Source organism: Fortiea sp. LEGE XX443, assembly GCF_015206815.1.
Lineage (GTDB): Bacteria > Cyanobacteriota > Cyanobacteriia > Cyanobacteriales > Nostocaceae > Nostoc_B.
On sequence record NZ_JADEXZ010000097.1, the window covers coordinates 1 to 18,144 of the forward strand.

Sequence of the window (18,144 nt, forward strand, 5' to 3'; positions counted from 1 at the left end):
AGGTAAAAACCTTGCCCCTTGTGGGCAAAAGCCCCCTTGCTCCTTTTCTCCCTTGGTTGTTCGCGTAGCGTCCCGTAGGGAAGCCCCACCCCTTGTGGGTGGTTTTTCTCCCCTGCTCCCTGCTCCCCTGCTTTTTTCACGTCCTAATCACCTTGACTGTTGCTGTAGTTAAACAAAATTCCTTTCAAAATTATAAAAAGTTAAAAATTTCTTAACTCAGTTAAATTTCACGCAAAATTTACCTACTCTTAACCTTGGATGTTTAAAGTATCCGAAAGCACAATAACAATTGCTTTATTGGGATAAATGAGTATCAAGCGTCGAGATTTCTTGCTATTAATGGGAAGTAGCGCTAGTTCATTAGCGCTGATGAATCTCACAGGTTGCGGTCAAAACACTACGACGCAAAAAACTACATCATCAGTAGTAGAGTCTGCGTTCTCATTTAAACCAATTAAGGGGCCAATCCCTTTAGAAACCGCTGGCTTAAACCTAGAACAGCAGCAAGCTCAATACACTACCTATGAAGTAGTAGATGACTTGGTACTACCAGAAGGGTTTAAATATCAAGTAATTGCGGCTTGGGGCGATAAAGTTGGTGATTCTCGCTTTGGTTACAACAACGATTATTTATCTTTTATCCCGACGGCAGAAAATGCTGGTTATCTCTCAGTTAACTTTGAGTATGTCAGTGCTATTCCGTGGATGGAAACCTATGAGCAAGTGATTGGCAAATCACTGCCGTTTGCGGATGTAAAAACAGCTTTGCAAAGCACAAACTCAGAGAAAAACGAAATTAATGCTTATGCTTTGCCCGATAATGACCCGATAAAAGCTAAAATTAGCGAAATTTGCCAAGAGGCTTTGCTGGATCAAGGATTGGGTGTGATTTCAATTAGCAAAACAGCGGATGGTAAGTGGGAAAGAACTAATTCCGCAGCAGATAGGCGAATTAGTGGGATCTCTGGATTAAAAGATGGGCGGTATTTAAAATCCACTGGCCCCGCAGTTGCAGTATTTCGGAAACCAAAAGGTCAAGGATACATAGATAAGCTAGGCGATCGCATTATTGGCACATTTGGAAATTGTGCTGGTGGAACAACACCTTGGGGTACTGTTCTCAGCGCGGAAGAAAACTTTCAAGCACAGGTACCAGAACAAGTTTACGCTGATGGTACGGCTTTTGATCCAAGTAAACTGCTGTTTGCTTTGGGTGATGAAGAATTATTCGGTCAAGGAAATGTATTTGGTTTAGCGGGGAATAAATACGGCTGGATTGTGGAAGTTGATCCAGCCAACCCTAAAGATTACGGGACTAAACATACATGGTTGGGACGTTACCGCCATGAAGCAGTCGGTGTGCGGGTAGAAGCAGGTAAACCACTGGCCTTTTATTCAGGATGCGATCGCCAGGGAGGGCACATCTACAAATTTGTGAGCCGAGATCAGGTAAGTAATCCTCAAGATAAAGGGAATTCTCGTCTATTACAACAGGGAATGCTCTACGCAGCTAAATTCAACGCCGATGGTACTGGTAGCTGGATACCTCTAAAAGCTGAGACTCCTGTTAACCCAGATGTTCCCAGTTATATTGCTGGTAATATTATCCTGTTACCTTTAGGAAGCAAAGCTGAAAAAGCAGACCTCCAGGCTGGTTATTTACAAATCACCACAGATGAGGCGATCGCACAGTACAAGCAAAAGTATCAAAACCTGGGCGACCTCTACATTGGTAACACTGAAGAAAAACAAGGCGCAATTTTAATTGATGCACATTACGCCGCCAATGCCATTGGCGCTACCTGCACAGCACGTCCAGAAGACACAGAAATTGCAGCTAATGGAGATTTGTACATCGCCTTTACCTCTGGTTCTGCTGGAAAACAAGGTGGTTCTGATGTGCGAGTGTTTAAAGGCCCCAAAGGTGAAGTCGGTTACGAATATGGCTGGGTGATGCGTTTAACGGAAGATAATAACGACACCGCAGCAACGACTTTTCGCTGGCAAATGTTAGCAACAGGTGGTGAACCCGCAGCCGGCGGTATGGGTTTTGCTAATCCAGATAATTTATTACTTGATCCTCAAGGGAATGTCTGGATGGTGACAGACATTTCCACCTCAAAACTCAATAGCGCTGTTAACAACCGTAACGCTGAACCAGGAAAATCTGTGAGTTTGTCTGGTGTGTTCGGCAATAACTCCATGTGGTTTATTCCTACCAGTGGTGCAGATGCGGGTAAAGCCTTTTTGTTTGCACTCGCACCGATGGAATGTGAAACCACAGGCCCTTGTTTCACCAATGATCAGACAACTATGTTCTTAGCTATACAACATCCAGGAGAAAGAAATGGGACTCGAAAAAACCAAGCGATGGAATCTAGACAATTTGTAGTTACTACCACTACAGGCACAGAATTTTCACAAACGCGCCAAGTACCCATCGGTTCTAATTGGCCTGATAAAAGTCCTAATTCACCTCCCAAACCAGCAGTTGTTGCGATCGTTAAATCTTAAATGAATATAAATTTATCAACAAACAACATAAAAGTATTCTACTGGCAACATCAGGCAAAGTCGCTATTAATTAATCAAGCTATTAGCTGCTAAAAAAACAGCACATCTTTGAAGAATTTCCAAAGTTTCACTAGATACCATAAGATTTATAATGTCTTCCCCCAGTCTGACACCAACATTCTCCACGGCATCCCTTAGTGAACAACTATCACTAAAAATATTTGCCCGTAAAGAAATAATTCCTCTACGTAACGAGGTACTATGGCGTATAGAGCGCGGCGCAGTTCGTACCCTAACCTGGGCTGAAGATGGAACGTTTATCACTTTAGGTTATTGGGGCCCTGGTGATTTGATTGGCTCTCCCTTATCTAAAGTAAAACCCTACCAGATTGAATGTTTAACGAGTGTAGAAGTAAGCATAATCCCATCTTATATCTGGCATCAAGATATTGAGGGTTTATTCACTCACATTCAACAGTCAGAAGAGCTTTTAAGCATAGTTCATCTCAAACCAATTTCCCTGCGTTTATGGAAATTTTTGGTTTGGCTTAGTGAAAAATTTGGACGCAATGTAGATCAAGATAAAGTCATCGACATCAACATCACCCATCAGGAAATAGCAGAGGTTTTAAATACAACTAGAGTGACAATTACAAGACTATTACAACACTTTGAAGACGAAGGCGTATTGTTAAGATACAAGCGGCGGATTATTCTGCGTTTACCAAATAAATTCACCACCAAACTATAGGTAAAAACAATGATTATTTACTTGTGTTAATGGGATAGTATCTGGTATATTCATGACTGTGATAGTGAGTAAATTTCCTTAAGATAAGCAACGGAAATATATCCATAGGTTGCATTACATTGGTGTGAGTGAGAGTAAAATCATGACAAAATCTTTCTGGAATGTTTTGAAAGTCAGTCCAGTACTTTTAGCCGCAACTTTGTTAGCGACTAACAGTGCTTTAGCATCTGAAGTTAACGAGCCAGTAACAACTGTTTCTCAGTTGTCTAAAGGATCTGACAGTATCGGACAGGTGACATCGGTTTCTCAATTTTCCGATGTGCAACCTACAGATTGGGCATTCCAAGCTTTACAGTCTTTAGTTGAACGTTACGGTTGTATCGCAGGTTATCCCAACGGCACATATCGCGGAAACCGGGCTTTAACTCGTTATGAATTTGCTGCTGGTTTGAACGCTTGTTTGGATAGAGTTAACGAACTGATTGCCACAGCTACTGCTGATTTAGTCACCAAAGAAGACTTAGCTACATTACAACGTCTACAAGAAGAATTTTCTGCGGAACTAGCAACCTTGCGCGGTCGGGTAGATGCTTTAGAAGGTCGCACTGCTAAATTAGAGTCACAACAATTCTCCACCACTACCAAGTTGGTTGGGGAAGCAATTTTCACCGCAGCTGCGCCTTTTGGTGAAGATAGAGCCAATAGTAACCAAGATATAGATAGCAACGTAATTTTTGCTAACCGACTGCGTTTGAACTTGTTTACCAGCTTTACTGGCAAAGATCGATTGCACACTCGTTTACAAGCTGGGAATATCACCCAATTTGGCACTGGTGTCACTGGAACCAACATGACCCGTTTAGGTTATGACACTGATAATGGCAATAATGTTGAACTTGATAGACTTAACTACGAATTTAGTCCCGTAGACGCAGTGCGAGTCAAGATTGACGCTTTTGGTGCTCAACCTTGGAATAACACCTTCAATTTCAACCCAGAATTCGCCAGCAGTGGTTCAGGTGCAATTTCTCGCTACGGACGTTTCAGCCCAATTTATCGTGCCGCCTCCCCTGGTGGTCCTGCATTAACTGTCGTACTAAACCCCAACGGCCCCATCACCCTCACAGGTGCTTACATGGGAGACACCTCAGCTAATAACCCATCCCAAGGCAATGGTCTGTTTAATGGAGGTAATGCCTACTTTGGTCAAATAGACTTTAAACCAAGCAGAGCGCTAAACGTTGGTTTCGCCTACTCTCGCACTTATGATGATCCTGGTGTTAACCTGTTTGGTAGTCAAGGTAGTACTTTTGCTAATCAACCTTTCGGTAATGCTGCTACTACAGCTAACAACTACAGTATCCTCGCTCACGTGCGCCCCACCGATAAAATTTCAGTCGGTGGTTGGCTAGGTTATACTGATGCACAAGCCGAAACTGGTGTAAACGCAGGCAGAAACGCAGAGATTTGGTACTGGGCTGCTAATTTGGCTATCAGAGACCTTGGTAAAGAAGGTAACACCTTGGGTATAATTTTTGGTCAACCACCTAAAGTTGCTAGTAATGGTATTGCTGATGGTAGTGACCCAGACACTTCTTATCACTTAGAAGGTCTTTATAAAATCAAACTCACCAACAACATTCAAGTCACTCCTGGTTTGTTGGTCATCTTCAACCCCGAACACAACGAAAATAACCAGACCATCTACGTTGGTACAATCCGTACAACCTTCTCGTTCTAGAATTTAGTTTTGGATGAGATAAAGAAAAGCCCACGTAATTGTGGGCTTTTCTTTATGGGGGTAATGTTTTCAAAGTTCTTTTCTTCGTGCATCTTGTTAAAGAGTTAAGAGAAAAAATTAAGTTGATTTTAGCCAGTTTTCTAATTTTAAACTAGGAACGCGGGAAAATTCACGAATATTAGCGGTAATAACGGTTAGATTCAGCGTCAAGGCGTGGGCAGCAATCAGTAAGTCATTGCTTCCAATAGGTTTACCTTGTTTTTCCAAATCAGTATTGCTTAAGATTATTTCAAGTGTTTCTGTCAATTTGGTTGAGTTCTTTTTTCTAGCACCAAATCTGGATTCGCAAGCTACGATAATACTTGTACAAATTTTATCTTCTCCAATGTCTTGAATTTTAAAAAAAAGTAGTCCTCTGGGGTTTTTGATTAAGTCTGAAATCATATTTGTATCTAATAAATATGAGTAATTCATGTTTAAAACTCAATATTATCTAGAGGTAGTAATCCTTCATCTACGTCGCCTAAGTCTTCATCAAGTGGTTCTAGGGTAGAAAGTGCTTCGAGGAGTGATTTTTTTTTGATGGGGGAAATGACGGCGATCTCAATATCGTTTTGAGTAATGGTCAGGGTTTCACCTGTTTTTTGCGCTTGGTTAAGTAAAGTTTGGATGGTTTCAGGGAAGTCAGAAAGGGTAATTTGTGTCATGGTTGGTTATGGGAGGTGGATTTAGCGCACATCTATTTTACCTGTGGGCTTTTTTTATTAGGTATGATCCTCTTCTGACTTTACCAAATTTGATGGAGGTCGATCGCTACTCCAAGCCCACCATACGCAACCACAATGGCATTTATAAAACTCTTGCCATTTGCGACGATGTACTTCTGAAAAGACAGGCGATCGCCGATTGATCCAAACCTGTAATGCTTCTAAACTATTGGAATGGCAAGTAGGACAGCAAAATTCATAAGCGTGAACTGCCTCATTTGTCCATTCAGGCGGGATGGGTGCAAAAGCGTCCATGTAATTTACAATTTAATCTCAGTAGGCAGTACATAAGCCCGAATTAATATATATCTGTTTATCTAGTATTTTGATAAATTCGTCTGTTTTTTTACAACTCTTAAATTTCTGTAAAGGACGAGATCCCCGACTTCTCAAAGAAGTCGGGGATCTGAGCCTCTCGATTTTTTAGAAAAACGAACCGCAAAGGGCGCAAAGTAAGGAATGGAGCCAAGTGTTGAAATTCGTCGGTTGTTAGATGTTATGCCAGCTTCTGGTAGAATGACAACCAAAATCGTCAGTAAACCACAGCAAGGTAAGGTAATTGATGCTACTTTTCCTCTACCTTGGCATCGAGATAGACCAATATACATTAATTTTGATTTGTGGAGTCGTTTGACAAAGCCACAACGAGATTTACTGTTGTTGCAGAAGGTTGGCTGGTTGACAGGGGTGAGGTGGTTTAAGCCGGATATTTATCAAGGTGTGGTGCTACTAGGTTTGTTAGGGGGATTCATAGAATCGTCACAGTCGGATGCAGTGGGTGTGGCTGTGGCTGGAGGGTTAAGTGCGATCGCCATTTTCCGCATTTGGCGCACGAATAAATCATCGGAGTCGGAGTTAAATGCTGATGCAGCGGCGATTAAAATAGCTCAACGCCGGGGTTACTCAGAAGCGGAAGCGGCTCAAAATTTGCTGTCTGCAATTGAAACTGTAGCCAAAATTGAAAAACGTTCTGGGTTAGATTTTACTGAGTTAATTCGTTGTCAAAATTTACGAGCGATCGCGGGTTTATCACCTGTTGGTATTCCAGAAACCTATACTTGACTAATTTGTAATAATGCTCGCAGACTCGTTAACGCTGCGCTAAGGTAATTCTGAATTTATTCAGGTTTCAAGCCTTTAAGCCAAGGTTCTACGCTTGTCGATGTGAAAAAGAAATTAGTTGAGTAAAAAAGAAACTCATTTTTCATATCACAATCAATATAATTCTATTAGTTTCCATAGACAGAAGCAGCTAATAGCATTTCTGCTACAATACGCCAAGTAATATCATTGACATTAATATCTTCCTTCAAATTTGCATAATAGCCAGACATGTCAACTGTAAACTTAGCAAGACCGTCTAAATAATGAGATAAATCGGCATTTTCCCACTCATTTTGATTTTCTTTGTAATCTTGGAGAAGACATTTTAAGAAATGCTCGAATTCTTGTTTTGAACTAATAGTTTTAGCATATTCAACTAGTTCGTCCCCGGTAAATATCTTCTTCATTGTTTATTCTTTACTTCAATTGAAGAACCATGATTTTTGGTTGTAAATTTAAATTGCTGCTGCTCAGGGACATGATCCAGTTTTTGATATTTTCTTTTGAAGTGAACAATCCGGCTTTTCTCTTCTCAGATAATTCTTCAAGTCGATACTGTAATTCTTCAGTAATTTTAAATAAATATATGTTCCTAACCTTACTGAGTTTGATTCCAGATTCTACCCAGAATGAGGGTTGAACCATCATTTGAGTAATCATAAGCTGTGTGTCTCGTTTAATTTATCAGACTGGTTGTATTGTAACAGCGAATTCTGCCAGCTTTGCTTGAGTTGGAATAGGAGTTGAATTGACTATCGACAATGATAAATTTTGTATTCATAACCGTTGACTGCTGGTAAAGATCGAGTTTCAGTGGCACATTTTTTTGCTTCTGCTGCGATGGGTGCATGAAAATTTACTAACCACAAATCAAAGGGTCGTGGTAATGTTTTGAGAATATTATTAAGGGTAGTAGTAGAAGTATTTGGATCTTGGTCTTGATGGGCAAGAATAAACTGAAGTGATGGTGAGGGTGTATTTTGCATTTTCCACTCTCTAGCAATACCCATCATTTCGCCAATTTGGACATGAGTAATTTGGGTAGTAGCAATTACCGCAGGAACTTGAGATGTTTCTCTGATTAGTTGTAAAAATAAGTCAGGGCGGTAGTATTTTTGATAACCCAAATTGCAAATAACAGTTACTGCACTACAAAATCCCATTAACCATATTATTGCTACAGCTTGTTTTCCGGTAATTCTGTGATTGTTTTGGGGAGTTTGCCAACGAACTGCTAAACTTGCGCTGAGTACAAGGATGACAGATGGAAAATAAACAAAGTTATAACGAGCGCCTCTGGTTAAATCAATTCCTAGAAAATAAGTAAAGACGAAAAATAAAGCGATCGCAGCTAAAATAATTCCCCATAAAATTTGAGTTTCTGGTTGTTGTAGTTGAATTTTTATGCCTCGAATCAATATTGGTAAAAACCAAATAAAGAAAATCAACATTATCAGCCCAGAAACTAAGACAATTGGCAGTTGTGGTGATTCGATTGGGAGCAAAAAAAGCATTGTCACCCAAGCAGCAAAAGCCTGAAACAATGGGTTTAGCCACTCAAATCCTTGACGCGGTTGTTGTATCCAATTTGTTAATTTATCACCATAGCTATTCTGTAAAAATATTGGTAGCCAAACTATACCTGAAACAGCAGTACCAACAGCCACAGCATAAATCCGTCGCCAAGGTGGTGATAAAAAAGTGCGTTGTTGCCAAGCGAGGAAAATTAAAACTAAGGCTTCACTACCAAGGGTAAGGACAAAAAAGTAATGGGTAGCAATTCCCAAAGCGTTAACAACTACCCAAGAAAGTGCTGTGGTGATGGGTAACTGTGTCCGGTTTTGGATGTGGCGTGTAGTGATGATCAAACAAGCCATAGATGCAATCACCCACAAAATGGCTAAGGTATAATGACGTGCTTCTTGTGCCAAAAAGATAGCATAAGGTGACACTGCCATGATGGCAGCAGCTATATGTGCAATCAAGGGAGAGCGAAAAGTTAGCCGTCCTAAACCATAAATCGCGGGAATAGATGCAGCACCAAAAATTGCAGAGAGCGATCGCGCCCCCCATAATGAAACTAAGCCTTGTTGTGTGGGAAATAACTGCATCCACCAGTGAGCTAACATAAAATACACTGGCGGATGATTAGTTTCATGGCTCAAGTGCATCCAGACATCTTGAATAGTGTCACTCGGTTGTGGTTGCAGTGGTTGTAATAAAATATCAGGTGCGATCGCTTGATCTAAGGGTACTGGTAAAAAACTATTCCCCAAACTAAACACCAAAGTCGAAAATTCATCAGTCCAAGGCGGCTTGGCGGTTAAATTGGTTAAGCGCAAACAAAGGCCAATTAAAAACCAAAGCAGTAAGAGCAAAGGATGAAACCAGCGATTATTAATAATAAGATGCCAATTTGCAGACATTTGTTTTGAGGTAGAATTTTCGTCTGCTAAAGGCACGCGGCGGTTAGCAAAGGCAGATAAAAACAGGATCGCATGTTGGTAAAATTTCGATGCACTCCCAAAAAAAACTTTCATAGCCGCGTCATTCACAAGTCAACTTTAGCTATTTTGACTTGAATGGTAGATTTAAGTTCGCTTATTTCACATCAGTTACACGCCAACTCAGTTTTAAGTTCACCCAAAAATTCCAGACAGTAGCAACTGCGATCGCAATTAAGTTAGCAATGTAACGATTGGGAATCACAAAATTAAACACCAAATTTAACACTAAAACATTTATGGCTAATCCCGCCAAGCAAATAATATTGAATTTCAACAATCTCTTCAAGCGATGATGCCATTCTTGCTGTCTCTGACTAACATCGGCAAATGTCCAAGCATCATTCCACAAAAAATTATTGAAAATTGCAATTTCACCAGCAATGATTTTGCTCCGTGTCAGGGGTAAAGCTAAAGTAGTTGGGTCGCTAAGTAAATAAAGTATTGCCATATCCACAAATACCCCACTCAGTCCTACCAAGCCAAAGCGGAGAAATCGACCAATCGGGAAAGAAGATTTTTGTCCCACCTGTTTTGTAGTCAGCCTTAAGCGCAATAAGTGATGTAAGTATTCTACATATTGCTTCCATGTGACTTTGCTTTCACCTTCTTTGCGTTCGCAGAATACATAACCAACCTCCGCAATTTCTCCCACATTTCCCCGTCCAATCACCTCTAGGAGAATTTTGTAGCCTACAGGATTAAGTGTGACACCTGCAACACAACTGCGACGCACCATAAAATAACCACTCATGGGGTCAGAAACTCTCCCCAATACTCCTGGTAGAATAATCAAACCTAACGTTTGAGCGCCACGGGATAAAAAACGTCTAACAGCACTCCAACTACTGACACCACCACCTTCCACATGACGACTAGCAACGGCCAAATCGGCTCCCTTTTCGATACCACGTAATAGCTGCGCTAACACTTCTGGCGGATGCTGCAAATCTCCATCAATTACACCTAAGACACGCCCCCTAGCTACTTGCCAGCCACGGATGACGGCTGAAGATAATCCCCGTTCTTCTTGACGACGCATCACCCGCAAGTTGGGATATTCTGCTATTAGCGATCGCGCTACTTCCCAAGTACGATCTGGACTATCATCATCGACAACAATCAGTTCGTAATTTTCTGGTATAAATTCATCTAGTAATTCACTCAGTATCCTGACAACGCTGCGGACGTTATCACACTCTTGATAAGTTGGAATTACTAGGGAAAAATGAATATTCTCATTAACTGTAGTCCTATTATTAGAAGGCGATTCTGGAATTTCTAATTTACCAGTGGGAACTTTTAATAAGGTATTGAGTGAATTGACATTCATACAGTAAGTTGCAAGTCATGAACAAGAATGTGTAAAATCTGACAAATCTCAAAAATATATCGCTAGGTAGAGGCTAAATTTAGCGTTTTACTATATGTACAAACTTTTAACTTTTTGGTTCATGCAGACTGTTTTGTGATTTAGTTGCTCAAATATCTCTGATAGTATTTTTAAAGTTTACCTGATTTTTACATTCGGCAAGCTTTTTCTATGTAATAATAGCTACATCAAAAACCTATGCGCGTAAAAATACTGAATAGAATATAACATATACATATTTAGTTTTAATTAAATAAATTATTTATCTTTTATGGTTATCAAATGAATTTTTTGCCCCATTTTAAAAAGCTCTTGCCATACTGGCTACGCTATTTAATTTTGATTTTGATAATATTAGGGATTTTTTTTCGTTTTGCTAACTTAGATCATAAAGTCTACTGGCATGATGAAGCTTATACTTCATTAAGAATTTCCGGTTATACAAAAACCGAATTTGTCCAAAAAATTTTCAATGGACATGAGACGGCTGTTGAATTTATCCAAAAATATCAGCGTCACAATCCACAAAACAGTGTCATCAAAACAGTTCAATCCTTAGCAGCAGAAGAAGCTCAACATCCTCCACTGTATTATGTAATGGTGAGATTATGGGTACAAATTTTTGGTGATTCAGTAGCCACAACAAGAAGTTTGTCCGCTATTATCAGCTTGTTAGCATTTCCGGCTATTTATTGGCTGTGCTTAGAATTATTTGAATCACCCACAACAGCATGGATAAGCATTGCTCTTTTGACAGTCTCACCTTTGCATGTGCTGTATGCTCAAGAAGCTAGACAGTTTAGTTTATGGACTGTAACTATTTTTTTAAGTAGCGCTACACTGCTACGTGCAATCCGACTGCGAAGTAATCGGTTATGGGGAATTTATACAGTTACCCTAATACTTGGATTGTATACGTTTTTGTTTTCTATTGGAGTGGCGATCGCTCACAGTATTTATGTGTTTTCTGTTGCAAACGGGCGGTTTACTAAGACAGTTAAAGCTTATTTAGTAGCCACTATAACGGCTTTTTTAGGCTTTACCCCGTGGATTTTGATTATTATGAATACTTGGAATCAAGTTGACAAAATGACAGCCAGCGCCCAAGCTAGACAATCTATAACCAACTTGATTATTACTTGGATTACTAATATTAATTTTTTGTTTGGTGATTTTTGGCGTTATGAACCATTTCTTCCAGATTTAGATTTTCCAATTCTACGCTGGGGTAGATTTTTAACACCATTCATTCTTATTTTAGTAGTTTATTCTTTGATATTTATTTATCGCCAAACTGCATCACGAGTTTGGCTGTTTATTTTTACATTGAGTGGAATCCCTGCCTTAGCTTTTATTTTATCTGATTTGTTGATTGGGGGTCAGTTGAGTGCCAGAGTTAGATACAACATACCAAGTTATATAGGTATTCAACTAGCTGTTGCTTATTTACTAGCAAGTCAAATTATTGGTGCTAAGTTGCTGAATCATAAATTTTGGCAACTAGTTACAGTTACACTCATTTCTATTGGAGTTATATCATGCACCATTAGTTCCCAAGCTGAAACATGGTGGATAAAAGGTAGCTATGCTAATCCCCAAATAGCTCGTATTATTAACCAAGTTGAGAAACCACTGTTAATTAGTAGTAATTATTCTCTCAATATTGGTGATTTATTATCTCTGAGTCATTTGCTTAACTCTAAAGTAAAAATGCAATTAGTAATTGAGCCTGCTAAACCAAAAATTGTTGAAGGGTTCAGCGACATATTTTTATTTAACCCTTCTCGTAAATTTAAAGCAGAATTGGAAAAAGAATATACGTTAGTTGGGTTATTTAACAAAAGTAGACTGTGGCGTTTAGAAAATAAAAACTAGGAATTTTTACTGTCTATTACTTGATAAATAAATCATACCGCGCCCTACTAAATTTATGGGTGGGGACTGTTGGTACAGTTATTCTGACATTTTTACCTTTTAGTACTTATATGATGATGTCCTATGGAAGTTTTCGGAATTATTTTTGCTGGGCTGCGAGATCCCCGACTTCTTTGAGAAGTCGGGGATCTGACCATTCTGATGTGAAATCTTCTCAGCGATCGCATTACTGATAATCTAATGTTAAATCTCTCCGTGTTTCTGCGTGATCCAAAAGATTTATGCGAAAATGCTAAATAAAAACTGAGTATTGGTAGCGGTGCAAAAGCCAGTGGGAAAGGCGCGATAAAGCTGACATTCAAGCGACAAGAACCAAAATGAGATGGCAAAAAATTGGGCGATCGCAGTAGGCATTAACAGGTATGATCATCTGCAACCGCTAAACTATGCCAAGCGGGATGCAGAATTAATTCAGCAGTTTCTTCGCAACGAAGCGGGGTTTGAAAAAATATTTTTCTTCACCGATGACTCACCTGATGTTGGTGGTAAATCGACTCGTCCAACTCGTGCAAATTTACGGCGAGTCTGCTTAGAGTTATTTAATCAACCCTTCATGGGTGCAGGTGATAACTTTTGGTTCTTTTTTAGTGGACATGGGATGCGTCATGCTGAACGCGATTATCTCATGCCTTTGGATGGGAATCCCGCAGATATTGAAGAAACAGCGATACCCATTAACTTTGTCACCGAACGGTTGCGGCGTTGTGGTGCTGATAACGTTGTGTTGATTTTAGATGCTTGTCGCAGTTTGGGGACTCGTGCGGGTGAAGGTATAGGGAGACAGACGGCTGAGGAAGCACGTCAACAAGGAGTTATTAGTATATTTTCCTGTAGTCCCCAGGAATATTCTTATGAAATTGAGGCGTTACAACAAGGTGCGTTTACTACGGCGTTATTAGAAGGGTTGGGAATTCGCGGAAGATGCGCCACTGTTGAAAGATTAAACCAGTATCTCAATTTTCGTGTGCCGGAAATTGTGCGTCAGCATAAAAGTGGGAGGCAAACACCATATATAATTGCTGAACCTGTAAATAAATCTCACCTGATACTTGTACCGCGATATGCAACCGATGCTGATATTGCGACGTTGAAAAATGATGCTTACCAAGCAGAAGTCAACAGAAATATTGAATTAGCAGAACAATTATGGATTCGGGTGAATGCTGCGGCTTCGGGTACAGATATGGAAGCGGTGAAGGCGTTGCAAAGAATTGAACGGTTACGAAACTCAATTCCTGATATCCCTCAACAAACTCAACAACCAATTTCACCTAAATCAGTTACAAGTACACCACCTCTAAAGTCAGTCTTATCACGAACTAATAATACTCCGTCAAATCCAAAACCTATCACGCCAAAGAATCCTAGACCTGTTGAAACTTCTTCACCCTCACCAATAATTAACCTGTCACGGCGCAGGGTAATTCAAATAGTTGGGTTTGCGAGTGCTGCTTTCGGTTCAGCAATTATAGTACCGCGCCTTTGGCCGTCTGATTCAGGAGACATCCGTATTATTAATACACCACAACCAAAAGAAACTCCTGTTATTCAACCTGCATCTTCACAAAAAATCAGCTTACAAACCTTTCCATTTCAAACTGCGAAGGTAAATGAAAAAGGGAATGTTATCAGTCGCCCTAAATTGGAAGGGAAACAGTTTGTCGAAAACTTAGGAAACGGTGTCATCTTGGAAATGGTGCAGATACCAGGGGGAACTTTTATGATGGGTTCACCAGCAACAGAGAAAGACCGAGAGTCAGATGAAAGTCCCCAGCGTCAGGTAAAAGTTTCTGGTTTTTTTATGGGTAAATATGAAGTCACCCAGGCGCAGTATCAAGCAATTATGGAGACAAATCCTGCCAATTTCGAGGGTGAAAAACGACCTGTAGAACAAGTAAGTTGGGATGATGCGGTAGAGTTTTGTAAAAAATTGAGTGACAAAACAGGACGTGAATATAGACTACCCAGTGAGGCAGAATGGGAATATGCTTGTCGTGCGGGAACAACTACGCCGTTTTATTTTGGGGAAACCATCACCCCAGAATTAGTTAACTACAACGGCGATTATCCCTACGGTGCTGCACCCAAAGGTAAATATCGAGGGGAAACAACAAATGTAGGAATATTTACACCAAACTCTTTCGGTTTGTACGATATGTGTGGTAATGTATGGGAATGGTGTCAAGATGACTATAAGAATAATTACCAAAGCGCGCCGCAAGATGGAAGTGAGTGGTTAGCTGGTAAAAATAATAACGAGAAGTTGCTACGTGGCGGTTCGTGGAACTATCATGCCCGGCTCTGTCGGTCTGCCGTCCGGGGTATCGGCGCACGCGAGTTTCGCTACGTCATTGTGGGTTTTCGTGTTGTTGCGGGGGCGTAAATTCAGTTATCAGTTATCAAAGTATCAGTTAGAGGTTATGAGGTAGAGCTACGGATAAACTCGGAAGCTTTTAGTATTTTTTATTAATAAACTGATAACTGTCTACTGTTAACTGTTAACTGACATGAACAGCTTGGTATATGAAAAAGCATATAAGTTTGCTATTAGAATAGTTAAGGCACACAAATATCTTACACAAGACAAAAAAGAATTTATTTTATCGAAGCAACTAATCAGAAGTGGTACATCAATAGGTGCTAACATTGCTGAAGCCAATGGAGGGATTTCAGCAGCAGATTTTTCCGCCAAAATATCCATCGCATACAAAGAATGTCTGGAAACCAAATATTGGCTTTCTCTGTTGAAAGACACAGAATATATAGAAGAAAAAGCTTTTAACAGTATCTACACAGACGCAGACGAAATAGGAAAAATGCTATTTTCAATCCTCAAAAAAACAAGACTTAACAGTAATCAGTGAACAGTGAACAGTAATCAATAAAAAACTGATAACTGATAACTGATAACTGTTAAAAAACTCCATATCCTGTATATTCTCTCATTTCAGGAGCTTGAAATCCTAAAACAATATCATCTTTAGGAACCCCTCGCTCTACGAGTTCTTGAGCTACTCTCATTTCCGTCATATTCTGCTCAATTGAAATTTTTCCCTCTTTAATATCCAAATGTAAAACACAGCCATAAACTCGCCGATGACCATCCCAACCTACATTCATAACCATATAATGGTCTTGTTTTGTATCAAAAACTGTGTAACAATCAATCTGACCATTTGCTATTGGAATAGCAGCATAAGCCATCAACAACGATTGAATGATATGGCGATAAGACTCTAGGGTATCCATTGTAAAATTACCTCTTGAATTGGGTCATAAATAATTTGTTTAATTTGATATCTCTCTACAGATATTTGGGCAAATTCCCGCTTGAAAAAGGCTTCATAAACACCTACAGGCACCGCCAAATAAAGAATCCGAGTTGGATCACTGATTTCTAAGGCAAGCCGATAATTCAAAAACTGTCCTAAAGCAGCATGGTAATCTGTTAGTGGTGAATCACTCAAGAATGTTTTAATCTCAACTGCAATTTTCTCTTCACCTCGTTCTGCGGCTAACAGTTGCTCTGCACCTAAATCTATTTCAAATTTAGTTCCGCCAACTTCTAGTCGCAGAGGATCATCGGTTATCATCCACTGCTGCTTTTCTAAAGCAACTCTAACCACAGCATGAAATTTATCTTTAGCTGCCATCGTTAAGGTTTTCTGATTTACTTAACATTTTAATGCGTAGGCGCAGCCCACCACAGCATTGCCATCTCCTGTAGGTTGGGGAGCCACTTGCGTGGGCGGGTTTCCCGACTTGAGCAAAGTGGCGTTGGAGCGACAGCGTAACCCAACAAATGATTTAAAAAAACACAAAATTTCTCAACTACAGAACTTCAACCTAATATTGCAATTGGTGTTGGGTTACGGCGCAATCTAGATTTACCATATAGCTATCAAAATTTCTTGTGCGCCTTCACCCAACCTACTTAAATAAACTGTGGCTACTATAACTATTGATAGTATTCTAGAGCGTGCCTTAAAGGGGTATAATTTATCAGCCCAAGAGGGAGTGGTTTTGCTAAAACAAAGCGAACCAGAGGCGATCGCTGCAATTCGTAGCACAGCTGATCAACTCCGCTACAATCAAGTAGGCGACACGGTTACATATATAATCAACCGCAATATTAACTTTACTAACATTTGCGAACAGCACTGTAGCTTTTGTGCTTTCCGCCGAGATGATGGTGATGCAGGTGCTTACTGGTTAGATTGGGAGCAAATTTTAGAAAAGTCTCAAGATGCAGTGCGACGAGGGGCGACGGAAATCTGTATGCAGGGGGGATTGAACCCGCAAGCGCATATTAACGGTAAATCTTTACCTTATTACCTCAAGTTAGTCGAAACCATCAAACAGGAATTTCCCCAAATCCACTTACACGCCTTCTCGCCCCAAGAGGTGCAGTTTATTGCCAGACTTGACGGGCTGGAATATGCTACCGTCATTGCAGCTTTGCGAGATGCTGGTGTCGGTTCTATGCCTGGTACAGCAGCTGAAGTGTTAGATGATGAAGTCAGACAAGTATTGTGTCCAGAGAAAATTAACACTGCTACTTGGTTAGAAATTATTTCGACAGCCCATAGAATGGGTTTACCTACAACTAGCACCATGCTATCGGGACATATCGAAACTCCAGAACAGCAAATTGGGCATTTAGAAAAATTGCGATCGCTCCAACAAATTGCCATCAATCAAAAATACCCAGCCCGAATCACGGAGTTTATTGTACTACCATTTGTTGGTCAAGAAGCGCCAAAATCCTTACGTCGTCGGGTGGGGCGCGATCAACCAGTTTTAGCTGATGCACTCCTACTAGGGGCTGTAGCCCGGATATACTTGGGTAATTGGATTCCTAACCATCAGCCGAGTTGGGTGAAGTTGGGACTAGCTGGTGCAACAGAAGCCTTAGTTTGGGGTTGCAATGATATTGGTGGCACTTTAATGGAAGAACACATCACCACAATGGCTGGTGCTGTAGGCGGTACTTGTATGGAAGTGGAAACCTTACAAGCTGCGATCGCATCCTTAGGGCGGCCTTACCAACAACGAGACACCCTTTATCAAAAAGTGTGAAGTATAAGATTTTTGGTTGATTTTCTCCTTTATCTATCATCCTTAACCCTTCTCATGATCCCCAAGATACCATTCCAAGATAGGATGGACGGTGATTTACGTATAGTTTTAGATAATGCTTATGAAACGCTATTGGTCGCGTCTACTTGCCTTAGTTTTGGTTTTAACTATCGGCTTAATCGGCTGTTCTAGCCCTGATAGTTTGACAGGGGATTATCGCCAAGACACATTAGATGTAGTTAGCACCCTAAGAGGGTGTTTGAAAAGTTTTGAGTGGTGAAATTTTATGCCAATCGCCTCACCATGATCCGGATCATGGCAAGGTAAATAAACGTCTCCGATGTTTCGGGCAATAACTCATAATCTCGAACTAATCG

At 40.3% G+C, this 18,144-nt stretch carries 18 protein-coding genes and 2 pseudogenes; 10 read left to right on the forward strand and 10 right to left on the reverse strand.

Annotation, left to right across the window (positions count from 1 at the left end; translation table 11 throughout):
* Positions 1-306: 306 nt before the first annotated feature.
* The 3 genes from IQ259_RS24330 to IQ259_RS24340 all read left to right on the forward strand — a co-directional run bounded on the left by IQ259_RS24330 (position 307) and on the right by IQ259_RS24340 (position 5,006).
* Positions 307-2,514 (forward strand): PhoX family phosphatase, encoded by a 2,208-nt coding sequence (locus IQ259_RS24330; RefSeq protein WP_193888585.1) that lies wholly within the window; start codon positions 307-309, stop codon positions 2,512-2,514.
* 151 nt (positions 2,515-2,665) lie between these two features.
* Positions 2,666-3,265: a Crp/Fnr family transcriptional regulator gene (locus tag IQ259_RS24335; protein WP_193888586.1), complete on the forward strand. Its 600-nt coding sequence runs from the start codon at positions 2,666-2,668 to the stop codon at positions 3,263-3,265.
* A gap of 142 nt (positions 3,266-3,407) precedes the next feature.
* On the forward strand, positions 3,408-5,006 hold the full coding sequence (locus IQ259_RS24340) for an iron uptake porin (protein ID WP_193888587.1): 1,599 nt from the start codon (positions 3,408-3,410) through the stop codon (positions 5,004-5,006).
* 117 nt (positions 5,007-5,123) lie between these two features.
* Here the strand turns inward: IQ259_RS24340 and IQ259_RS24345 are convergent, their stop codons facing one another.
* The 3 genes from IQ259_RS24345 to IQ259_RS24355 are packed head-to-tail and all read right to left on the reverse strand — an operon-like array spanning position 5,124 to position 6,028.
* Positions 5,124-5,480, reverse strand: a complete 357-nt coding sequence (locus IQ259_RS24345; RefSeq protein WP_193888588.1) for a type II toxin-antitoxin system VapC family toxin — start codon at positions 5,478-5,480, stop codon at positions 5,124-5,126.
* A gap of 2 nt (positions 5,481-5,482) precedes the next feature.
* On the reverse strand, positions 5,483-5,713 hold the full coding sequence (locus IQ259_RS24350) for a type II toxin-antitoxin system Phd/YefM family antitoxin (RefSeq protein WP_193888589.1): 231 nt from the start codon (positions 5,711-5,713) through the stop codon (positions 5,483-5,485).
* A 57-nt stretch (positions 5,714-5,770) separates the two neighbouring features.
* On the reverse strand, positions 5,771-6,028 hold the full coding sequence (locus IQ259_RS24355; protein ID WP_193888590.1) for a hypothetical protein: 258 nt from the start codon (positions 6,026-6,028) through the stop codon (positions 5,771-5,773).
* A gap of 204 nt (positions 6,029-6,232) precedes the next feature.
* Here IQ259_RS24355 and IQ259_RS24360 point away from each other — a divergent pair, with 204 nt between their 5' ends.
* Positions 6,233-6,835 carry a DUF3318 domain-containing protein gene (locus IQ259_RS24360; RefSeq protein ID WP_193888591.1) on the forward strand — a complete coding sequence of 201 codons (603 nt, stop codon included), beginning with the start codon at positions 6,233-6,235 and terminating at the stop codon, positions 6,833-6,835.
* A 167-nt stretch (positions 6,836-7,002) separates the two neighbouring features.
* Here IQ259_RS24360 and IQ259_RS24365 read toward each other — a convergent pair whose 3' ends face one another.
* From IQ259_RS24365 to IQ259_RS24375, 4 genes are all read right to left on the reverse strand, one after another.
* Positions 7,003-7,284: a hypothetical protein gene (locus IQ259_RS24365; protein ID WP_193888592.1), complete on the reverse strand. Its 282-nt coding sequence runs from the start codon at positions 7,282-7,284 to the stop codon at positions 7,003-7,005.
* Positions 7,285-7,294: 10 nt separating this feature from the next.
* Complete coding sequence (locus tag IQ259_RS27350) at positions 7,295-7,537, reverse strand: hypothetical protein (protein WP_228014754.1); 243 nt, start codon at positions 7,535-7,537, stop codon at positions 7,295-7,297.
* Between the two features lie 92 nt (positions 7,538-7,629).
* Complete coding sequence (locus IQ259_RS24370) at positions 7,630-9,303, reverse strand: glycosyltransferase (RefSeq protein ID WP_193888601.1); 1,674 nt, start codon at positions 9,301-9,303, stop codon at positions 7,630-7,632.
* A gap of 175 nt (positions 9,304-9,478) precedes the next feature.
* Positions 9,479-10,714, reverse strand: coding sequence for a glycosyltransferase (locus IQ259_RS24375; RefSeq protein ID WP_193888593.1), 1,236 nt, complete (start codon positions 10,712-10,714; stop codon positions 9,479-9,481).
* A gap of 351 nt (positions 10,715-11,065) precedes the next feature.
* Here IQ259_RS24375 and IQ259_RS24380 point away from each other — a divergent pair, with 351 nt between their 5' ends.
* From IQ259_RS24380 to IQ259_RS24390, 3 genes are all read left to right on the forward strand, one after another.
* Positions 11,066-12,628, forward strand: a complete 1,563-nt coding sequence (locus IQ259_RS24380; RefSeq protein WP_228014755.1) for a glycosyltransferase family 39 protein — start codon at positions 11,066-11,068, stop codon at positions 12,626-12,628.
* Between the two features lie 382 nt (positions 12,629-13,010).
* Entirely contained in the window at positions 13,011-15,071 is a 2,061-nt protein-coding gene (locus tag IQ259_RS24385; RefSeq protein WP_193888595.1) for an SUMF1/EgtB/PvdO family nonheme iron enzyme, read from the forward strand.
* A gap of 124 nt (positions 15,072-15,195) precedes the next feature.
* On the forward strand, positions 15,196-15,552 hold the full coding sequence (locus IQ259_RS24390; RefSeq protein WP_193888596.1) for a four helix bundle protein: 357 nt from the start codon (positions 15,196-15,198) through the stop codon (positions 15,550-15,552).
* Positions 15,553-15,601: 49 nt separating this feature from the next.
* On the opposite strand, the gene IQ259_RS24395 is transcribed toward IQ259_RS24390, so the two are convergent.
* The gene (locus IQ259_RS24395; RefSeq protein ID WP_193888597.1) at positions 15,602-15,937 is read right to left on the reverse strand and encodes a XisI protein; all 336 of its coding nucleotides are present in this window, start codon (positions 15,935-15,937) and stop codon (positions 15,602-15,604) included.
* Complete coding sequence (locus IQ259_RS24400; RefSeq protein WP_193888598.1) at positions 15,925-16,341, reverse strand: XisH family protein; 417 nt, start codon at positions 16,339-16,341, stop codon at positions 15,925-15,927. The genes IQ259_RS24395 and IQ259_RS24400 overlap by 13 nt, the downstream gene beginning before the upstream one ends.
* Positions 16,342-16,399: 58 nt before the next feature.
* On the opposite strand from IQ259_RS24400, the gene IQ259_RS24405 reads away from it, so the two are divergent.
* From IQ259_RS24405 to IQ259_RS24415, 3 genes and pseudogenes are all read left to right on the forward strand, one after another.
* A complete protein-coding gene (locus tag IQ259_RS24405; RefSeq protein ID WP_193888599.1) occupies positions 16,400-16,573 on the forward strand; it encodes a hypothetical protein in 174 nt (57 codons plus the stop codon).
* 60 nt (positions 16,574-16,633) lie between these two features.
* On the forward strand, positions 16,634-17,767 hold the full coding sequence (cofH, locus tag IQ259_RS24410; protein WP_193888600.1) for a 7,8-didemethyl-8-hydroxy-5-deazariboflavin synthase subunit CofH: 1,134 nt from the start codon (positions 16,634-16,636) through the stop codon (positions 17,765-17,767).
* Between the two features lie 121 nt (positions 17,768-17,888).
* Positions 17,889-18,032 (forward strand): annotated as a pseudogene (locus IQ259_RS24415) (photosystem II protein Psb27); the annotation flags it as partial.
* Between the two features lie 19 nt (positions 18,033-18,051).
* Here the strand turns inward: IQ259_RS24415 and IQ259_RS24420 are convergent.
* Positions 18,052-18,144: pseudogene (locus tag IQ259_RS24420) on the reverse strand (IS5/IS1182 family transposase); the annotation flags it as partial.